The sequence below is a fragment of the Allorhizobium pseudoryzae genome, from assembly GCF_011046245.1.
In the GTDB taxonomy this organism is placed as follows: Bacteria; Pseudomonadota; Alphaproteobacteria; order Rhizobiales; family Rhizobiaceae; genus Neorhizobium; species Neorhizobium pseudoryzae.
Map to the genome: position 1 here is coordinate 24243 of NZ_CP049241.1, position 18394 is coordinate 42636.

The following is an 18394-nucleotide window of genomic DNA, read 5'->3' on the forward strand; positions in this document are numbered from 1 at the left end:
AGACCCATGGCTCACCCCACCTCCGGCCGCGTCATCGGCTTTCCCCTGCCGCGTATCGACGGCGCGAAAAAGGTCACCGGCACCGCCCCTTATGCGGTCGAACATGCCGCCCCCGACGCGCTGTTCGGCTTCGTTACCACGGCCACCATCAACCGCGGCAGGATTGTCGCGATCGATCTGGCCGATGCCGCCGCAACGCCCGGTGTCGTCAAGATCTATACCCACGAAAACCGGCCGCGCACCGCCTGGTGGGATACCTCCTGGAAGGACGAGGTGGCGCTCCCCGGCCACCCGTTCCGCCCGCTGGAAAACGACCGCGTGCTGTTCGACGGCCAGCCGGTGGCGCTGGTGATCGCCGAAACGTTTGAAGCCGCCCGCGATGCCGCCGCGCTGATCCGCGTCCGCTACGAGGCAGAAGCGCCGAAGACCGATCTCGCCACTGAGCGCGCGAACGCCTATGTGCCGAAGGAAAACCGCAGCGGCATTGCACCGCCGCCCGCCCCGCGCGGCGATGCGGACGGCGCCTATGCGACAGCGGCGCACACCATCTCCGCCGAATACTGGCTGGAGGGCGAATACCACAATCCGATGGAGCTCTATGGCTCCACCGTGATCTATGAAGGCGAAGGCCGCATCACCGTCTACGACAAGACGCAAGGCTCGCAGAACGTCCAGGGTTATCTCTGCGGCATCTTCGAACTGAAGCCGGAAAATGTCCGCGTTTTCAACCCCTTCGTCGGCGGCGCCTTCGGATCGGGCCTGCGCCCCGGCCACCAGGTGTTTCTCGCAACGCTTGCCGCGCTCGATCTCAAGCGGTCCGTGAAGCTGGAGATTTCCCGCCAGGAAATGTTCTACATGCGCTGGCGCCCGGCCACCGTCCAGACCGTCCAGATGGGTGCCGATGCGGACGGCCGGCTGGTCTCGATCAAGCACCACGCCATTGAGGCCACCTCCACCTATGAGGATTACCAGGAAACCGTCGTCAACTGGTCGGGCCTTGCCTACAAATGCGACAACGTCACCCTCTCCTATGAACTCGCCGCCCTGACGGTCGCCACGCCTGGCGATATGCGCGCGCCGGGTGCGGCCACCGGTTTCGTCGCGCTCGAATGCGCGATCGATGAACTCGCCTATAACGTCGGTCTCGATCCGCTGGAGATGCGGGTGCGCAACTTCGTGCATGTGGACCAGAACGAGGACCTGCAGTTCACCTCCAAGGCGCTGCATGCCTGTTACCGCGAAGGCGGCAAACGCTTTGGCTGGGACCGCCGCAGCCCCGCCCCGCGCTCGATGCGCGAGGGTCAGGACCTGATCGGCTGGGGCATGGCGACCGGCATCTGGGAGGCAACGCTCACCAATGCCGCGGCGAAAGCCCGGCTGGAAAAGGGCGGCAAGGTCACCGTTTCCGCCGCCGCATCCGATATCGGCACAGGCACCTGGACGATCCTTGCCCAGATCGGCGCCGACGGCTTCGGCATCCTGCCGGAGGATGTGACGGTAAAGATCGGCGATTCCTCCCTGTCCAAAACCTCCGTCGAAGGCGGCTCCTGGACCGCCGCCTCCTCGGGCTCAGCTGTCCAGGCCGCTAGCACCGCCGTGCGCGCCACGCTCCTGAAGCACGCCCAGGCGATGCCGGGAACGCCGCTCACCGATATCGGCGTCGAACAGACCGCCATCCGCGACGGTCGCCTGGTGCTCGATATCAACGACCAGGTCGGCGTGGCACTCGACGACATTCTCGATGCCGCCGGCCTTTCCTTCATCGAGGAAGAGGCAAAGGTCGCACCGGACGCAGCGCAGGCGAAGAAATTCGTCAGCTACACCCATTCCGGCATCTTCGTGGAGGTGCGGATCGATGAGGAGCTTGGTGTCCTGCGCGTCACCCGCGTCGTCATTGCAGTCGCCGCCGGCCGTATCCTCAACCCAAAGACCGCCCGCAGCCAGGTGCTCGGCGGCGTGGTGATGGGCATCGGCATGGCGCTGCACGAGGAAGGCATGACGGATCATCGCCTTGGCCGGCTGATGAACCACAATCTGGCCGAATACCACATCCCCGCCCATGCCGATATTGCCGACATCGACGTCATCTTCGTCGAGGAACACGACCAGATGGCAAGCCCGCTCGGCGTCAAGGGGCTCGGCGAAATCGGCATTGTCGGCGTCGCGAGCGCCGTCGCCAATGCCATCTACCACGCCACCGGCACGCGAATCCGCCACCTGCCGATCACCATCGACAAGATCCTCGATGCCACAAATCCTGCCAAGGAGGCCGCAGAATGACCCGTCTGCCCGAAAACCCGCAGCGTTATCACGAGGGCGTCGAGGACATCCGCCCCGACGAACCGCAAGTCGCCGAAGCGCTCGCCGACACCATGCTGTCGATCGCCTACAAGACCTATGCCGACAGCGCCCATGCGATCCGCTCAGTCCACGCCAAAAGCCATGCGCTGCTCGGCGCCGAAGTCGAGGTGCACGACAACCTGCCGCCGGACCTGGCGCAGGGCCTCTTTGCCCGTCCCGCCACCTATGATGCCGTGATCCGCCTCTCCACCACGCCCGGCGACATTTTACACGACAGCGTCTCGGCCCCGCGCGGCATGGCGCTGAAGATCCTCGATGTGGCGGGCGATCGCCTGCCGGGCGCGGAACACTCCACCTCGCAGGATTTCGTCATGGTCAATGGCAAGGTGTTCAACTCGCCAAGCGGCGAGGCCTTCCTCGGCAGCCTGAAGCTTCTCGCCGCCACCACCGACCGGGCGGAAGGTGCCAAGAAGGTTCTGTCGAAAATCCTGCGCGGGGCCGAAAGCGTCGCAGAAACGCTCGGCAAGGAACTGACGCCGGTGAAGGTGATGGGCGGCCAGCCGATGACCCATATGCTGGGCGAAAGTTTTTACACCCAGGTGCCCGTCCGTTACGGCGCCTATATCGCCAAGCTCGGCGTCGTGCCGGCTTCCGACAACCTGAAAGCCCTCATCGACCGCACCGTGAGCACCGCCGGCGATCCGGACACGCACCGCCATCTGCTCGACGAGTTTTTCGAGCAGGAGACTGCGGTGTGGCACTTGAAGGCACAACTCTGCACCAATCTCGACGAGATGCCGGTGGAAGATCCGATGGCACTCTGGGACGAGGAGAAAAGTCCTTACTTTACCGTCGCCACCATCACCGCCGGTCCGCAGACCGCCTGGAGCGAAGAACGCTCCGAACAGGTGGATGACGGCATGAAGTTCTCGCCCTGGAACGGCATCGCCGCCCACCAGCCGCTCGGCCAGATCATGCGGCTGCGCAAACTCGCCTATGAACGCTCCGCCGCCTTCCGCTCCGAACGCAACCCCACCCCCGTCACCGAACCCGCCCGCTGCCCCTTTGCCCACGGCAGCGCCGGAAATGTGGTGCAGGCCACGGGTGCGCGGGTGTTTCCCTAAGGTCGTAAAGGCCTAAGGGAGCACTCGGCCGAGTGCGGCTGATGGGACGCGAGAGCGCCGCACGGCCCTTCTCCCCGCTGAGCGGGGAGAAGGTGGCGGCAGCCGGATGAGGGGCAAAGCCGCAAACTTGTCAGAAGCCCAGCCCCTCACCCCGCCAAGCGGCGAGAGGAGGAAACGGCGCGGCAGACGGGATTGCTCTAACCGCTGCCCTGTCACCCGACCCGCTGCCGCCGCTGATCCATGAGGTAACGTGTGGCATAGGCAATCGAACGCGGGATCGGTTTTGCCTTGCGGTAATCGGCGACCTGGCGGCGGGAAATCTCCAGCGCTGCCGCCATGCCCTCCAGCGTCATGCCAAGTTCGTCCATGGCCTTGCGAAAATCCGCGTTGCCGAAATCGACCGGCGGCAGCTTGCTGAGCCAGAGGGCCGAAAAATCGATCCCACCCGGCCATTCGATCGCCGTTCCAAATTCCTCGACCGTCACAGCGCGAAACAACGCGTCATCCTGCCGCAACGGCATGAACACCCGGCGGCTCAGCAGCGCCGGCGCCAGATCCACCACCTGCTCCTGGCCCGACGCCCAGGTAACCCGCAGCAGGCGATCGTCCAGCGGCTCGACCATCCGGATGCGCGGCAGGGGCTCACCGACAGAGATCAATTCATCGCTCATTGAGGCGTTTCCATTCCGATTCCAGGCGCTTCCGGTTCTCGTCCGTCGATGCCCATTCTCTCACCAACTGCAGATTCCGTGCCGTGATCTGCCCCTGCAGCACGCTCAAGTCCCGGATCAGGATCAGCGCATCATGATCCGGCGTTGCGACATGGAAGTGCGGCGGATTGTGATCATCCGCAAACAGCATGATCTTCATGTTGCCCAGACGCATGAGCACCGGCATCCGGAACGCCTCCAAAATAGTGCATGATGCGCACTATGTCGAGCACATCAGCAGATCATGCAGGCAGGATGCAACTAGAAGAAGCATCAATCAAGAAGGGCGCATCCTTCTCACGTTCCGCAAAAGGTCCGCAGCACCCGTTCCTCGTCCTTTGGCGGCTCGGCATAAGGAGCAAACTCCGGCCTGTCCTCGTAAGGGGCGCTGACCGCCTCGAGCAGGCGGCGGAAGGGGGTGATGTCCCCCTCGCCTGCGGCGGCAATTGCTTCCTCGATCCGGTGATTGCGGGGGATGATCGCCGGGTTGACCGCGCGCATCGTCGCTGCCCGGTCGATACCATCGGACGCTTCGCGGGCAAGGCGGGCGCGCCACTGTGGCAGCCAGGCTTCGGCCTTCTGCCAGGGGGCAAAGCCTTCCAGAAACGCGGCTTCGGCCTTCAGTTTCGCCGCCGCGTCATCCCCGGCATCGGCCTCGGCCACAGTGCAGAGCCTGCGGAAGGTGAGCGTAAAATCGGCGCGGCCGTCCTGCATGGCGGCGAGCAGCGTCTGAGCCAGGTCGCCATCCTCGGCCTCCTCGGTGATGAGCCCCAGCTTCTTGCGGAAGACGGCGATCCAGGCCGTCTGGAACACCTCGCCAAACCGTTTCAGCACGTCGTTGGCCGCCTCCACCGCCCGGTCCTGGTCGGCATCGATCAGCGGCAACAGGCATTCGGCCAGCCGCGCCATGTTCCACTGGCCGATGCCCGGCTGGTTGCGATAGGCATACCGCCCCTGCTGGTCGATCGAGGAAAACACCTTCATATGGTCGTAGTCGTCGAGGAAGGCGCAGGGGCCGAAATCGATCGTCTCGCCGGACAGCGTCATGTTGTCGGTGTTCATCACGCCGTGGATGAAGCCGACGCCCAGCCAGCGGGCAATCAGCGCCGCCTGGCGTTCCGCCACCTGCGTCAACAACGCAAGATAAGGCTTTTCGGCTCCCTTCAGATCCGGGTCATGCCGGTCGATCACGTAATCGGCAAGCGCCCGGATCGCCTCCTCGTCCCCGCGTGCGGCAAAATACTGGAAGGTTCCGACCCGCACATGGCTTGCCGCCACCCGGGTGAAGACCGCGCCGGGCAGCATGGTTTCGCGCTGCACCGGATCGCCGGTCAGAACGGCGGCCAGCGCCCGGGTTGCCGGAATGCCAAGAGCGGCAAAGGCTTCCGAGACGATATATTCGCGTAGAACCGGGCCAAGGGCAGCCCGCCCGTCGCCGCGCCTCGAAAACGGCGTCGGCCCCGCCCCCTTCAGCTGGATGTCACGACGCACGCCATCGGCATCCACCACCTCGCCGAGCAGGATCGCCCGGCCATCGCCGAGTTGCGGCACGAAATTGCCGAACTGGTGGCCGGCATAGGCCATGGCAAGCGGCATGGCGCCCGGCGGCAGGACATTGCCGGAAAAAATCGCCGCCAGGCGCCCCGTGTCCGTTTCGTCAAGGGTGAGACCCAGATTTTTTGCAAGCGGGCCGTTGAACGCCATCAGCACCGGGCCGGAGACGGCCTCCGGATAGACGGAGGCATAAAAGCGCTCGGGCAGGCGCGCATAAGAATTATCAAACGGGAACAAGATCTTACTCCTTGGAAGCCGGAACCTCTGGGCAAGGTTCGCCTCGTCTGTCTTCAGCATATGGGGTCAGCGTGGCAAACCGCAAGCGAGGTGGAAAAAGCCGCCACCACTGCCCGGCAAGAGGGCGGCACGCCACAAAATTCGGCATTCCTGATACTGTGTTGTATATTAGCTACAGCCTTATAAGCACCACGCCCTACATCCGTTTCAGTCTCGCAAAAAGGGAATGATACCATGAAGAAAATCCTGATCCTCACGACCAGCGTCGCCCTCCTCAGCTCCACGGCCGCTTTCGCTGCCGATGCCATCTACGAGGCCCCGCAGGCTCCCGTCGCCCAGGATATCCCCGTCCAGACCTTCACCTGGGCCGGTCCCTATATCGGTCTGCACGGCGGTTACGGCTGGGCGGACGGCGACTTTACCGGCCCGGGCGGCACGGCTTCGGATGATTTCGACGGTGGCCGCATGGGCGGTTTCGTCGGCTACAACTGGCAGATGTCGAACGGCTTCGTCGTCGGTCTCGAAGGTGACGTGAACTACGACTGGAACGACAACGATTACGCCGGCGGCTACAATGTCGATACCGGCTTCTCCGGTTCGGTCCGCGGTCGCGTCGGTTATGCCATGGACCGCGCGCTCCTGTTCGCGGCAGCCGGCTGGACCGCGACCAATGCCTCGATCGAAGGTCCGGGCATCGATTCCAGCGAAACCATGCACGGCTGGACCGTCGGCGGCGGCGTCGACTGGGCCTTCACCGACAACGTCTTCGGCCGCCTCGAATACCGCTACAACGATTACGGCGACAAGAACATCGGCCCGATCAATGCCGATTTCGACCAGCACGTCGTGAACGTCGGTATCGGCGTGAAGTTCTGATCCCGCGCTCTGCGGATCAGCGAGCCGGCTCCTTCGGGGGCCGGCTTTTTTTGTGGCCAACGAATGCGGTCAAGAGGAACCACGGCAGCGCCGCGTTTCTCCTTCTCCCCGTGAGAACGGGGAGAAGGTGGCCGGCAGGCCGGATGAGGGGCGAGCCGGCAAGCCTTTCAAAACTTGAGTCCCTCACCCCCCGCGGGCAGCCGGATCTTCGGCCCCCTACTCCCCCCCTCACCTCATGCCATACCCAGCCGTTCCGGCGTGTAGCCGGCGTCGCGGATGGCGTCTTCGGCCTTGGCCGGGTCGCCGCCCTCGAGCGTGACGCGTTGGTTGGCGAGGTCGATTGCCACGGGAACGCCGGGCAGCGCCTTGTCGAGCGCCTGTTTCACCGTCTTTTCGCAATGGCCGCAGGTCATGTCGCGGACGAGGAATGTGGTCATGGTTCTTCTCCTTAGGAATGGGTTTTCGAAGATATCGTGGCCGCTTTCGGCGGATCGACATGGCCGGCGAGATCCTCCAGGATCGGGCAATCGGGCCTTCCGTCACCGCCGCAGCAATGGGCGAGGTGCTTCAGCGTCTTCACCATGGCCTGCATGTCGGCGATGCGGCGCTCGAGGTCGGCGATGTGTTCCACCGCCACGGCCTTCACCGCGGCACTTTCGCGCTCGCGGTCCTGCCAGAGCGCCAGGAGCCGCTCCGTCTCCTCCAGCGAAAAACCGAGCGAGCGGGCCCGCTTGATGAAGCGCAGCACATGCACGTCGTCTGCGGCGTAGACACGATAATTGTTGCCGGAGCGGGTGGACGGCCGGATGAGGCCGATCTGCTCGTAATAGCGGATCATCTTGGCGGAAACGCCGGATGCCTCGGAGGCCTCGCCGATGTTCATGCGCGTTCTCCCTTGAGATCCATGGTTCTGAGCCGCAGCGCATTGGTGAGCACGAAGACGCTGGAGAGCGCCATGGCACCGGCGCCGATCATCGGCGACAGCTGGATGCCGAAGGCCGGATAGAGCGCGCCGGCGGCAAGCGGGATCAGCGCCACATTGTAGCCGAAGGCCCAGAACAGGTTCTGGCGGATGTTTGTCATCGTCGCGCGGCTCACCGCAATCGCATCGACGGCGGCCGACAGATCGCCGCTCGACAGAACGACGTCGGCGCTTTCGATCGCCACATCCGTGCCGGTGCCGATCGCGATGCCGATATCGGCCTCGGCGAGTGCCGGCGCATCGTTGATGCCGTCGCCGACAAAGGCGACATTGCCCGTCTTTTCTTTGAGCGCCCTCAGTGCCTCCACCTTGCCGGCGGGCAGCACCTCGGCCACCACCTGATCGATGCCGACCTGACGGGCAATGGCGTCAGCCGTGCGGGCATTGTCGCCGGTTACCATGGCGACCGTGAGGCCCATGGCCTTCAGCCGCGCAATCGCCTCGCGGCTGGTCGGCTTCAACGGATCGGCCACCGCGAGGATCGCCGCCAGTTTTCCGTCGATCGCCGCATAAAGCGGGGTCTTGCCTTCGTCGCCGAGCCGTTCTGCTTCGGCGGCGAAGGGTTCGACTGAAAGCCCGAGCTTTTGCATGAACCGATCGGCACCGACGGCCACCCGTTGACCGTCGACCACGGCCTCGATGCCGTAACCGGCACTCGCCTGCACATCCGTCGCCTGCGGAACGGACAGTCCCCGCGCCGCAACGGCGGAGACGATCGCTTCGGCCACCGGATGTTCGGAACGCGCCTCGACGGCGGCGATGGCGGAGAGGACGAAGGCCTCGTCGAAACCATCCGCCAGACGGATGTCGGCGAGGTCCGGCCTGCCCTTCGTCACGGTGCCGGTCTTGTCGAGCACGACGAGACGGACGGCCTGCAATTCCTGCAGTGCTGCGCCCTTGCGAAACAGGACGCCGAGATCGGCGGCGCGGCCGGTGCCGACCATGATCGAGGTGGGGGTTGCAAGCCCCATGGCGCAGGGGCAGGCAATGATCAGCACCGCCACCGCCGCCACCAGCGCATGCGGCAGGACCGGTTCCGGGCCGACCAGCAGCCAGACGACAAAGGTCAAAGCCGCCACCGCCATCACCGCCGGCACGAACCAGGCGGTCACCTGGTCCACCACCGCCTGGATCGGCAGCTTGGCCCCTTGCGCCTGTTCGACCAGACGGATGATCTGCGAGAGCATGGTATCGGCGCCGACTTTTTCAGCCCTGAAGCGGAAGCTGCCGGTGCCATTGATCGTGCCGCCAATCACCGGGGAGCTCGGCTGTTTTGCGACCGGCAGCGGCTCGCCAGAAATCATCGATTCGTCGATATTGGAGGCCCCGTCGATGACCGTGCCATCGACCGCGATCCTTTCGCCGGGCCGCACCACCAGGATGTCGCCGATCTCCACCTCGTCGGCGGGCAGATCGAGCGTCTCGCCGTCGCGTTCCACCCGCGCGGTCTTTGCCTGCAGGCCGATCAGCCGGCGGATGGCTGCCCCCGTGCGGCCCCTTGCGCGGGCCTCCAGCAGGCGTCCGGTCAGGATCAGCGTGACGATGACGGTTGCCGCCTCGAAATAGACGAAACGGGCCGCCTCCGGCAGCAGTTGGGGCGCAAAGGTGGTCACCGTCGAATAGGCATAGGCCGAGAGCACGCCGATCGCCACCAGCGCATTCATTTCCGGATGGCCACGCAGAAGGGCGGGAATGCCGGTTTTGAGGAAGCGGAAACCGGGGCCGAAGATCACCGCCGTCGCCAGCGCGAAATATCCGAGATAGAGCCATTGCGTGTCCACAGCGCCCATCAGCCAGTGGTGGAAGGGGGCGTAAAGATGGCCGCCCATTTCCAGCACGAAAAGCGGCAAGGTCAGGATCGCGGCGATCGTCAGGTCGCGCCGCAACACGTCGGCATCCTCGTCATGATGGCTGTGGCCCGCATGATCCTCGCTCGCGGCATGCTCGTGATGGGCGTGGTGGGCGCCAGCTCCTTCGCCATGAACCGGCTTCGGCCCGGCCAGTGCCAGGCCCTCGGCTTTCAGAAGCGCAATCACACGGCGCCGAAGATCCCGACCGAAGGCTTCGACGGTGATCTCGACGCGGCCCGCCTCCAACTCTGTGGAGAGAAAACCGGGCATGGCCGCAAGCGCGGCCTGCAGGCGCTTCGCCTGCCGTTCGTCCAGCGGTTTGGCCAGCGCCACCACCGTGCTTTCCGCCTTCGGCTCATAGCCCGCCTTGCGGATCGCCTCGGCAAGTTCTGGGGCGGAAAAGCCGGCCTGCGGCTCGACGGTCAGGCTTTCGGTGGCGAAATTGACCGCACTCGCCGCCACGCCCGGCACCTTGGCGGCGGCCTTTTCCACCCGCGCCACGCAGGAGGCACAGCTCATGCCCTCGACGGGAATGATCAGCGGAGACGCGTGTTCGGTGTGTCTGGCAAGCTCTGTCATGGCATGGAATCCTTCATCTCCATGCTGAGATAGGGCTTCCCATCATGGGAAGGTCAAGGGGCGGAGCGGCAAAAATGGGCGGTCGGGGGAATGTCAGTCCGGCCACATTTGTGCGCCGTGCAAGACACGGAGCACCCGGACCCGCTCTTCTTCGACCCGATAGACAATGACGTAAGGAGTGCCCACCAGCGGAAGCTCCCGCGTCCGCTCAACGCGCCCGCATCTCCCTGACTGCGGAAAGGTGAGAAGCCGGCTGGCCGCGGCAGACAGTTTGAGATCGAGCTCTATGGCAGCCTGCGGGTTGTCCAAGGCAATGTAATCGAAGATGGTGTCTCGATCTGAAACGGCCGCATCAGACCAGAACAGTCTCACCGCGGGCCGCCCTTTGCCAGCACCGCCCGTCGCCGTTCGGCAAAGCGTGCTTCGACATCCTCGTGCGGCAGGCCGGGTCCGGTCTCCTCCAGGGCCTCCAGCACCTTGGCCCGAAACCACGCATCGTGCGCCTTCGGGTCCACCAGCAATTCCATTGGCACGGCCCCTTCATTGGCGGTGCGCGTCAGGAGAATCCGCACAGCGTCCGACAGGGTCAGGCCCATCGTCTCCAGCACCGCAGACGCCCGATCGCGGATATCCGCATCAATCCTCGTCTGCACCAGGGCATTGGCCGGCATGGTCTGCTCTCCGTTTACCGCACTAAATGTAATGCAATTGCATGACATCGACAAGAGTGGCACGAAGCGCGCTTCGTCCCCGCGCGGCCGAAACACAGGCTGCCTCAGGCCGCGGCGCGGCGGGGGGTGGTACGAGCGGCCATGCCTTCTTCCAGCCTGAACTGGCGGATCGCCTCATAGAGGCTCTGGCTCTCCCGTTCGATCTGGTGGGTGGCGGCGTTGCTTTCCTCTACCATAGCGGCATTGCGCTGGGTCAGCTGCTCCATGTCATGCACGGCGGCGGAAATTTCCGACATGGCATTCGTCTGCTGGCGCGCCCCTTCGGTGATGGTGCCGATCTCCTGGTCGATCGCCAGGATATGCTCACGGATTTCCGCCATGAAGCGCCCGGAATTCTGCACCAGGCCGACGCCGCTTTCGATTGCTTCGGCGGAATTCTGGATCAGCGCCTTGATCTCGCGGGCGGCGGTGGCGGAGCGCTGGGCAAGCTCGCGCACCTCCTGGGCCACCACGGCGAACCCCTTGCCCGCATCGCCCGCCCGCGCCGCCTCGACGCCGGCATTCAGCGCCAGAAGATTCGTCTGGAAGGCGATATTGTCGATCACGGTGATGATCTGCACGATCTGGCCGGAGGCGGTCTCGATGTTCTGCATGGCGTTGACCGTGTCCTCGACGATGGCCTGCGAGGCCTCGGCGCTCTTGCGGGCGCTCATGGTCATGCCGGTGACGGAGCGCATGCGGGTTGCCGTCTCTTCCACCGTGGCGGTCACCTCCGTCAGGGCGGCAGATGCTTCCTCCAGCGAGGCGGCCTGGCGCTGGGTGCGCTCCGCCAGGTCCTCCGCGCCGGAGCGCAGTTCGCGCACGCCGTTGGACAGGGTCACGGTCGTGGCACCGACCTCCGTCATGATGGCTTTCAGCGCCGCGACGGAGCGATTGTAAGCTTCGCGCAGCGGTTCGAGTTCGGGACTGAAACGGGTATCGATCCGGTAGGTCAGGTTGCCGCCGGACAGTTGCACCAGGCCTTCGCCGATCTCGCGCACCACGTTTTCCACCGCTCGCGCCCGCTCGGCCTCCTGCTGATGGCGCTTCTGATCCTCCTGCCGCAGATGCTCGCTCTGGCGCTGGCGTTCCTCGGCATCCTCACGCGCCTGGCGGGCCTGATTTTCCATGCAGGTGATGATGGCGCGGCCCAGCCGGCCGATCTCGTCCTTCTGGTCGGTGGCCTTGAGCATGGCACCACTTTCGGCTCGGGCATGGGCTTCCACCACATGCACCATGGTGCGCAGCGGGCGCACGACGCCCAGAAGCGTGACGCCGCCGAGCAGGAGCGTCAGCACCACCGAGCCCAGCGCAATGCCGCCGGCATGAACCAGCTCCCGCGCATCAGCGGCCGCAAGCTGTTCCGCCGCGGCGCGGATCGCCCTGACTTCGGCCCGTTCCGCCTCGTGGATCACCTCGATCCGCGCCGTCGTCTTGGCGAACCAGTCGCGTGCGTTGAGGCCGGACAGGGACGCCTCGCCGGAGACCTGCAGCATCTTCTGCCGGAACGCTTCGATGTCCGGGCGCAGCGGCCCCTCGTTGAACGGCTTCAGCGTGGTGCCAAACAGGACCGGGTCAAGCCGCGAAAATTCCTGCAGCAGAATATCGCCGGCACCGAGATAACGGGCAAAGCCGAGATAGGCATCCGGCGGAATGCGGCCTGCCGTGATGAACCCGTTGCCAAGCCCGCGTTCCTGGCCGGCGAGTTCCTTGGCGAGGCTCAAGTTGCGCAAGGCCTGCAGCCGCATGCCGATCGAATCTTCGCCGCCGGACAGGGCAAGCCGCCGCGTGACCTCCATCAGGTCGCCGATCAAGCCGGTATAAAAACCGAAGGATTGCGGCGGCGCGGCCTGCAGCGCGTCGATGCCGCCGCGCAGGGCGGAAAGATCGCCGAGCCGGGTCGTGACCTTGCCGAGCGCATCCGCTTCGACGCCGAGCTCCGCGGCATTGGCGAGCACCTGCGGCAGGCCGGTCAGATCCTCGTCCACCTTCTTGCGGGCATCCTGCACCTCCTGGCCGTTGGCCTTGCCCTTCGAGCCGAGGAAACCGGCGGTGAGGCCACGCTCCATCTGCAGCCGCTGCACCAGATGGCTGATCTCTTCGATATGAAGGCTGGCATGGGCCAGGCGCTGCGAGGCCGTATAGGAAGCGTATTGATCCATCACCAGCTGGACGGCAAGCACCGCGACGGCGGCAAGAGGTACGAACGCGCAGATGCACAGGCGCGTGGCGATGGACAGGTTTGAAAAACGCATTGCAAAGGTCCCCGTATGACAACCCAAAGGTTGCAGGGTCCTGTAAATTTTTCGTCAATAATCAAAGGCTTTCTAATATACCTTTGATTGTATTTACGATTTCCTCTTCGTTGCTGCGTGCAGCTTGCGGTTTGTCAAGTACAGCCCAGGGTCGTTTTGCGTGTATGCGCCGATGCCCCCTCGCCCGGTCTCCGCTCAGGCTCGGGCAGCCTCCCTCTCCCCGCAGGGAGAAGGGGCCCGAAGAGCGGATGAACGACATCCCTACTGCCTACTGCCTCTACCGCTTCACATACTTCCGCCAGTTGTGGTTTTCCTTGAAACCCAGCACTTCGCGGATCTTGGCGTTGCTGATCGGCGCGCCGAATTCCTCGATGTCGCCGGTCACCGGCGTCTTCGGCGCCCATTTGGCGAGGAAATCGCGCGTCGGCTCTTCCGCGGTGATCGTGTCGTTGACGGCGTTGAAGACCTGGAAGCCGAGACCGTCCTTGGCGACGCACAGATCGACGATCTGGCCGAGGTCGCGGGCATCGATGTAGCTCCAGGCATTGCGCTTGCGGCTCATCGGGTCGGCAAGCCAGGCCGGCACATTGGCATAATCCTCCGGCGAAACCACGTTACCGATCCGGAGCGCGTAGACATCGGCCGAAAAGCGCATGGCAAATGCGCGGGCAGTCTTTTCGTTCACCACCTTGGAGAGGCCGTAACTGTCCATCGGATCGACGTCATAGGCTTCGGTCAGCGGGAATTCGTGGTAATCCTTGTCGCCTTCGGCAAAGCAGACGCCATAGGTGGTTTCGCTGGATGCGATCACCACCTTGCGGATGCCGAGTTTCATCGCCGCCTCGATGACATTGTAGGTGGAGGTGACGTTTTCCGCGAAGGTGACGTTATCGGGCCGGATCAGGATGCGCGGCACGGCGGCAAAATGCACCACCGCATCGACCGGCGCCGGCCCATCGCCGCTTTCCAGGCCTTCGAAGCCGAAGTGCTGGGACAGCGCGTTGAAGACTTCGCCGCTATCAGTCAAATCGGTAATGAGCGTCGGCACCGCACCGCCGGGGAACGGGTTGCGGTCGAGGTTCAGCACGGAATGTCCCTGATCGATCAGATAGGGAATGGCGTGCCGCCCGGCCTTGCCGCTGCCGCCGGTAAAAATGATCCGCTTGCCCATCAAAAACTCCTCCGCATGATCTGGCGCCTCGCTTGGCGCATGAACTGGTCGCGGCCAGAGATAGGGTGCGGCAGGCCAAATGGGAATGGGCAAAGAGGAATGGAGGATCAGCCATCGGCGCGGCGAGCGAGATCCTCGTAATCACCGGTGCGCCAATAGGAGACCTCGCGCGCAATGCGCAAGAACGGCTTTGCCGCGAAACAGAACGAGCCGACCAGGAAACACCAGGTGCCGGCTGTCTGGGTCTCGTCCTGGAAAAACAGAAGCGAGCCGGTGATGAACAGCAGCGCCGCCGCCACATCGATCGCCGTATAGATCAGCTCGTAGACGGCATAGATCCGCCGCGACCGTTCACTCTCAAGAGCCCTTCCGGGGGAAAAGAATGGCATCTGCGCTCCTCCTTCGCCGTGCGTGGATCAAGAATGCGCATCTGGGGCAGAGGCGTTGCGGATCAAGGCGGGGCGGCGGAGGGTTTTTTAGGGGAGATGCCGGCTCAACATCCTATAACGTCGATGTAACCCGTCGCAGCGATCCTCCGCATGATGCCGTCGCGGGTGACGATCGGCACCTTTTTGTGTCGCGCCGTCGCCATGATGTAGCAATCTCCGGGATCTTTGTGGCCTGTGACGGCAATGACATTTGCCGCCTCAAGGGCAATCGAGGGGCCAATCGGCACGATCTTGGAAGACGTCACGGCGACCGCCGCCCTGAGCCAGTCCCTGACGGCAAGATTTCCGATATCCGGAGCGTTTGCCTTCTTGTTGACGGCAATGGCCAGTTCCCACGCCGTGATCAGCGACAGGTAAAGCTTGTTGTTTTCCTGTGCCGTGGCGATCGCAATCAACGCATCTTCTGTAAGCGTTTCTGGCTGCGTCACCAGCCACAGGAGAGCATGTGTGTCGAGGACGACGCCCGCCACTTACTTGGCTTTCGGATTATCGCTTTCCTTCAGCGCCTGCTCGGCAATTGGCTTGGTGAGATCAAGCCCCGGCTTCAAGACAAGCGCCTGCCCCTTCAAGGCGCCGGCGCCTTTGACGGTCACACACTGTCCTGTTCGCGAATTGCGAACGGTCATGTCTGCAGGTTTCGTCTTGAGCTGGGCCATCGTCCGAAGATGAGCCTAAACCAGGCAGAATTCAAGGTGGAATAGAACTCCTTGCGGTTTACGGCCCTCACCCCCGCGCCTTTACGCCCTCGCCCACATGCAGCGGCCAGTCGACGAGATAGTCCTCGAAATCATCGACATCCACCTCAAGCTCGGAGACCGTGCGGCCCTTGGCCGAGATGCCCGCCTGGTGGACGGTGTCGGGATCGCCGGAGACGAGCGGGTGCCACCAGTAGAGATCCTCGCCGTCGCGCACGAGGCGATAGCCGCAGGTGGGCGGCAGCCAGGGGATGTCGCGCACGCTTTCGACCGTCAGCTGGATACAGTCCGGCACGGTCTTCTGGCGGTTCTCGTAATCGGAGCAGCGACAGCTTTCCCCGTCGAGCAGGCGGCAGGCGACCGAGGTGAAGGCCACCTCACCGGTGTCCCAGTCCTCCAGCTTGTTCAAACAACAGAGCCCGCAGCCGTCGCAGAGGCTTTCCCACTCCGCCGGCGTTAACTCTTCGAGGCTTTTGGTCTTCCAGAAGGGATTTTTCATCTTGTCTTTTTTAGCACCGACTGAACATATTCCCAAATGCGCACAAGACGGCGGGCGTCATGCCGGCGCATCAACGATTTGTCAGCCATTGCACGGATAGAGGATCGTTGAGGCTTTTCGTCTTTCGTGGTGCTGACGTCAAGCTTACGATCCGCAAGCGCTTCAAGGCGAGGAACAGTCACCGTGCAGGACGATCCACTAAAGAGCGAGAAGACGAGCGCAAAACGGCGCCACCTTCTGCTGCGTCTCGACAGCTGGATCGATTCCACCGTCTGGAACCTCGGCTTCCGGCTTGGCGAAATCTGGGAGGAGATCACCATCTTCTCCCGCAAGTTCCGGGTGCGCGGCGTCAAGCGGGTGATCGTCGAGATCGCCGACGAGGGCCTGACCTTCGGCACGGCCGGTTTCGTCCTTCTTCTGGCACTTGCTATTCCCGCCTTCGAGGAAACCAAGGACGACTGGCGCTCGCGCGGCGATTTTGCCGTCACCTTCCTCGACCGGTTCGGCAACACGATCGGCCATCGCGGCATCATTCACGAGGATTCCGTGCCGATCGACGCGCTGCCGGACCATCTGGTGAAGGCGGTGCTGGCGACCGAGGACCGGCGTTTCTTCGACCATTTCGGCATCGATTTCCTCGGCCTCGTGCGGGCCATGAGCGAGAATGCGCGCGCCGGCGGCGTCGTGCAGGGCGGCTCCACCATCACCCAGCAGCTGGCGAAGAACCTGTTCCTCACCAATGAACGGTCGCTGGAGCGCAAGATCAAGGAGGCCTTCCTGTCGCTGTGGCTGGAGGCGAACCTGTCGAAGAAGGAGATCCTGAGGCTCTATCTCGACCGCGCCTATATGGGCGCCGGCACCTTTGGCGCGGCGGCGGCGGCGCAATTCTATTTCGGCAAGAACATCACCGAGGTGAACCTTGCCGAAGCGGCGATGCTCGCCGGCCTCTTCAAGGCGCCGGCGAAATATGCCCCGCATGTCAACCTGCCGGCGGCCCGCGCGCGCGCCAACGAGGTTCTGACCAATCTGGTGCAGAGCGGGCTGATGACCGAGGGTCAGGTGGTGGCGGCCAGGCGCAATCCGGCAAGCGTCATCGACCGGGCCAAGACCGCGGCGCCCGACTATTTCCTCGACTGGGCCTTCGACGAAGTGCAGCGGCTGGCAAACGAAGGCAAGCTGAAGAAGCACTCGGTCGTGGTGCGCACGACGATCGATACCGGCCTGCAGCAGGCCGCCGACGAGGCGATGGAATCCTCGCTGCGCGAATATGGCGAGAGCTACCAGGTCAAGCAGGGCGCGCTGGTGATGATCGAGAATGGCGGGGCGGTGCGCGCCATGGTCGGCGGGCGCGATTACGGCGAAAGCCAGTTCAACCGCGCCACCAAGGCGCTTCGCCAGCCGGGCTCCTCCTTCAAGCTCTATACCTATACGGCCGCCATGGAGAAGGGTTTCACGCCGGAATCGGTGATCTCGGACGCGCCGATCACCTGGCGCGGCTGGTCGCCGCAGAATTACGGCCGCTCCTACAAGGGCCGCGTGACGCTGATGTCGGCTTTGGCGCAATCGCTGAACACGGTTCCCGTGCGGCTCGCCAAGGACGAGCTCGGCCTCGACGTGATCGTCGAGACGGCGAAGAAGATGGGCGTGGAAACGCCGCTGCGCTCCGACAAGACGATCCCGCTCGGCACGTCCGAGGTGACCGTGCTCGACCAGGCGACCGCCTATGCGGTGATGCCGGCCGGCGGCTACCAGACCCATCGGCACGGCATTGCCGAAATCTTCGATTACGACGGCAATGTGCTCTACAACTTCAACCGCGACGAGCCGCCCGCGCAACGCGTCGTCTCGGAACAGGCCATGTCCTCCATGAACCGCATGCTGACGCAGATCCCGGTGATCGGTACGGCAAAACGGGCAGCACTCGACGGCGGCATCGTCACCGGCGGCAAGACCGGCACCTCGCAGAGCTACCGCGATGCCTGGTTCATCGGTTTCACCGGCAATTACACGACCGCCGTCTGGTTCGGCAACGACGACTTCACCTCGACGAAGAACATGACGGGCGGTTCGCTGCCGGCCATGACCTTCAAGAAGCTGATGGACTACGCGCACCAGGGCATCGAGCTCAAACCCATTCCCGGCATCGACAACCCGCTGCCGCACGGCACGCACGGGTCGGGCCCGGCCGTGGCGGCAAAAGCCGGCGCGGGTGCAGCGCAGCCCCCTGCCCTCATGCGTCCCCGCTCGCTCTCGGCGGAAAGCACGCGCATCCTGCGGCGGATCGGTGCCGACCTCTCCAGTGCCCGGCCGCTGGTGGCGAACCCGGCCCAGAAGGTGGCGGAAGCCAGCGTCCGCGGCAGCCTGGCGCCGGACAAGGCCAAACCGTGAGGGCCAAGCCCAGG

Annotated in this window: 18 protein-coding genes; 4 read left to right on the top strand and 14 right to left on the bottom strand. The window is 64.1% G+C overall.

Annotated elements, in window-relative coordinates; translation table 11 throughout:
- The first annotated feature begins 6 nt into the window (after positions 1–6).
- On the top strand, positions 7–2280 hold the full coding sequence (locus tag G6N78_RS00160) for a xanthine dehydrogenase family protein molybdopterin-binding subunit (protein WP_165214300.1): 2274 nt from the start codon (positions 7–9) through the stop codon (positions 2278–2280).
- Complete coding sequence (locus tag G6N78_RS00165) at positions 2277–3425, top strand: catalase family protein (RefSeq protein ID WP_234905831.1); 1149 nt, start codon at positions 2277–2279, stop codon at positions 3423–3425. The genes G6N78_RS00160 and G6N78_RS00165 overlap by 4 nt, the downstream gene beginning before the upstream one ends.
- Positions 3426–3637: 212 nt before the next feature.
- On the opposite strand, the gene G6N78_RS00170 is transcribed toward G6N78_RS00165, so the two are convergent.
- The 3 genes from G6N78_RS00170 to G6N78_RS00180 all read right to left on the bottom strand — a co-directional run bounded on the left by G6N78_RS00170 (position 3638) and on the right by G6N78_RS00180 (position 5926).
- Positions 3638–4096 carry a DUF2442 domain-containing protein gene (locus G6N78_RS00170; RefSeq protein WP_165214302.1) on the bottom strand — a complete coding sequence of 153 codons (459 nt, stop codon included), beginning with the start codon at positions 4094–4096 and terminating at the stop codon, positions 3638–3640.
- Complete coding sequence (locus G6N78_RS00175) at positions 4086–4322, bottom strand: DUF4160 domain-containing protein (protein ID WP_165214304.1); 237 nt, start codon at positions 4320–4322, stop codon at positions 4086–4088. Before G6N78_RS00175 ends, G6N78_RS00170 begins: the two co-directional genes overlap by 11 nt.
- A gap of 110 nt (positions 4323–4432) precedes the next feature.
- Positions 4433–5926 (bottom strand): protein adenylyltransferase SelO, encoded by a 1494-nt coding sequence (locus G6N78_RS00180; protein WP_234905832.1) that lies wholly within the window; start codon positions 5924–5926, stop codon positions 4433–4435.
- A gap of 234 nt (positions 5927–6160) precedes the next feature.
- On the opposite strand from G6N78_RS00180, the gene G6N78_RS00185 reads away from it, so the two are divergent.
- Complete coding sequence (locus G6N78_RS00185) at positions 6161–6802, top strand: outer membrane protein (protein ID WP_165214308.1); 642 nt, start codon at positions 6161–6163, stop codon at positions 6800–6802.
- Positions 6803–7035: 233 nt separating this feature from the next.
- On the opposite strand, the gene G6N78_RS00190 is transcribed toward G6N78_RS00185, so the two are convergent.
- The 11 genes from G6N78_RS00190 to G6N78_RS00235 form a co-directional block, all read right to left on the bottom strand.
- Complete coding sequence (locus tag G6N78_RS00190) at positions 7036–7239, bottom strand: heavy-metal-associated domain-containing protein (RefSeq protein WP_165214310.1); 204 nt, start codon at positions 7237–7239, stop codon at positions 7036–7038.
- 11 nt (positions 7240–7250) lie between these two features.
- Complete coding sequence (gene cueR, locus G6N78_RS00195) at positions 7251–7685, bottom strand: Cu(I)-responsive transcriptional regulator (protein ID WP_165214312.1); 435 nt, start codon at positions 7683–7685, stop codon at positions 7251–7253.
- Positions 7682–10213: a heavy metal translocating P-type ATPase gene (locus tag G6N78_RS00200; RefSeq protein WP_234905833.1), complete on the bottom strand. Its 2532-nt coding sequence runs from the start codon at positions 10211–10213 to the stop codon at positions 7682–7684. Before G6N78_RS00200 ends, cueR begins: the two co-directional genes overlap by 4 nt.
- 93 nt (positions 10214–10306) lie before the next feature.
- A complete protein-coding gene (locus tag G6N78_RS00205) occupies positions 10307–10585 on the bottom strand; it encodes a type II toxin-antitoxin system RelE/ParE family toxin (RefSeq protein ID WP_165214314.1) in 279 nt (92 codons plus the stop codon).
- Complete coding sequence (locus G6N78_RS00210) at positions 10582–10884, bottom strand: type II toxin-antitoxin system RelB/DinJ family antitoxin (RefSeq protein ID WP_165214316.1); 303 nt, start codon at positions 10882–10884, stop codon at positions 10582–10584. Before G6N78_RS00210 ends, G6N78_RS00205 begins: the two co-directional genes overlap by 4 nt.
- A gap of 104 nt (positions 10885–10988) precedes the next feature.
- Complete coding sequence (locus G6N78_RS00215) at positions 10989–13178, bottom strand: methyl-accepting chemotaxis protein (RefSeq protein ID WP_165214318.1); 2190 nt, start codon at positions 13176–13178, stop codon at positions 10989–10991.
- A gap of 277 nt (positions 13179–13455) precedes the next feature.
- Positions 13456–14349 carry an NAD-dependent epimerase/dehydratase family protein gene (locus G6N78_RS00220; RefSeq protein WP_165214320.1) on the bottom strand — a complete coding sequence of 298 codons (894 nt, stop codon included), beginning with the start codon at positions 14347–14349 and terminating at the stop codon, positions 13456–13458.
- 107 nt (positions 14350–14456) lie between these two features.
- On the bottom strand, positions 14457–14738 hold the full coding sequence (locus tag G6N78_RS00225; protein WP_165214322.1) for a YrhK family protein: 282 nt from the start codon (positions 14736–14738) through the stop codon (positions 14457–14459).
- A 104-nt stretch (positions 14739–14842) separates the two neighbouring features.
- The gene (locus G6N78_RS00230) at positions 14843–15268 is read right to left on the bottom strand and encodes a type II toxin-antitoxin system VapC family toxin (RefSeq protein WP_165214324.1); all 426 of its coding nucleotides are present in this window, start codon (positions 15266–15268) and stop codon (positions 14843–14845) included.
- Positions 15269–15391 carry a hypothetical protein gene (locus tag G6N78_RS25905; RefSeq protein ID WP_272955618.1) on the bottom strand — a complete coding sequence of 41 codons (123 nt, stop codon included), beginning with the start codon at positions 15389–15391 and terminating at the stop codon, positions 15269–15271.
- 130 nt (positions 15392–15521) lie between these two features.
- A complete protein-coding gene (locus G6N78_RS00235; protein ID WP_165214326.1) occupies positions 15522–15992 on the bottom strand; it encodes a YcgN family cysteine cluster protein in 471 nt (156 codons plus the stop codon).
- Positions 15993–16175: 183 nt separating this feature from the next.
- On the opposite strand from G6N78_RS00235, the gene G6N78_RS00240 reads away from it, so the two are divergent.
- Positions 16176–18380, top strand: coding sequence for a transglycosylase domain-containing protein (locus tag G6N78_RS00240; RefSeq protein WP_165214328.1), 2205 nt, complete (start codon positions 16176–16178; stop codon positions 18378–18380).
- Positions 18381–18394: the final 14 nt, after the last annotated feature.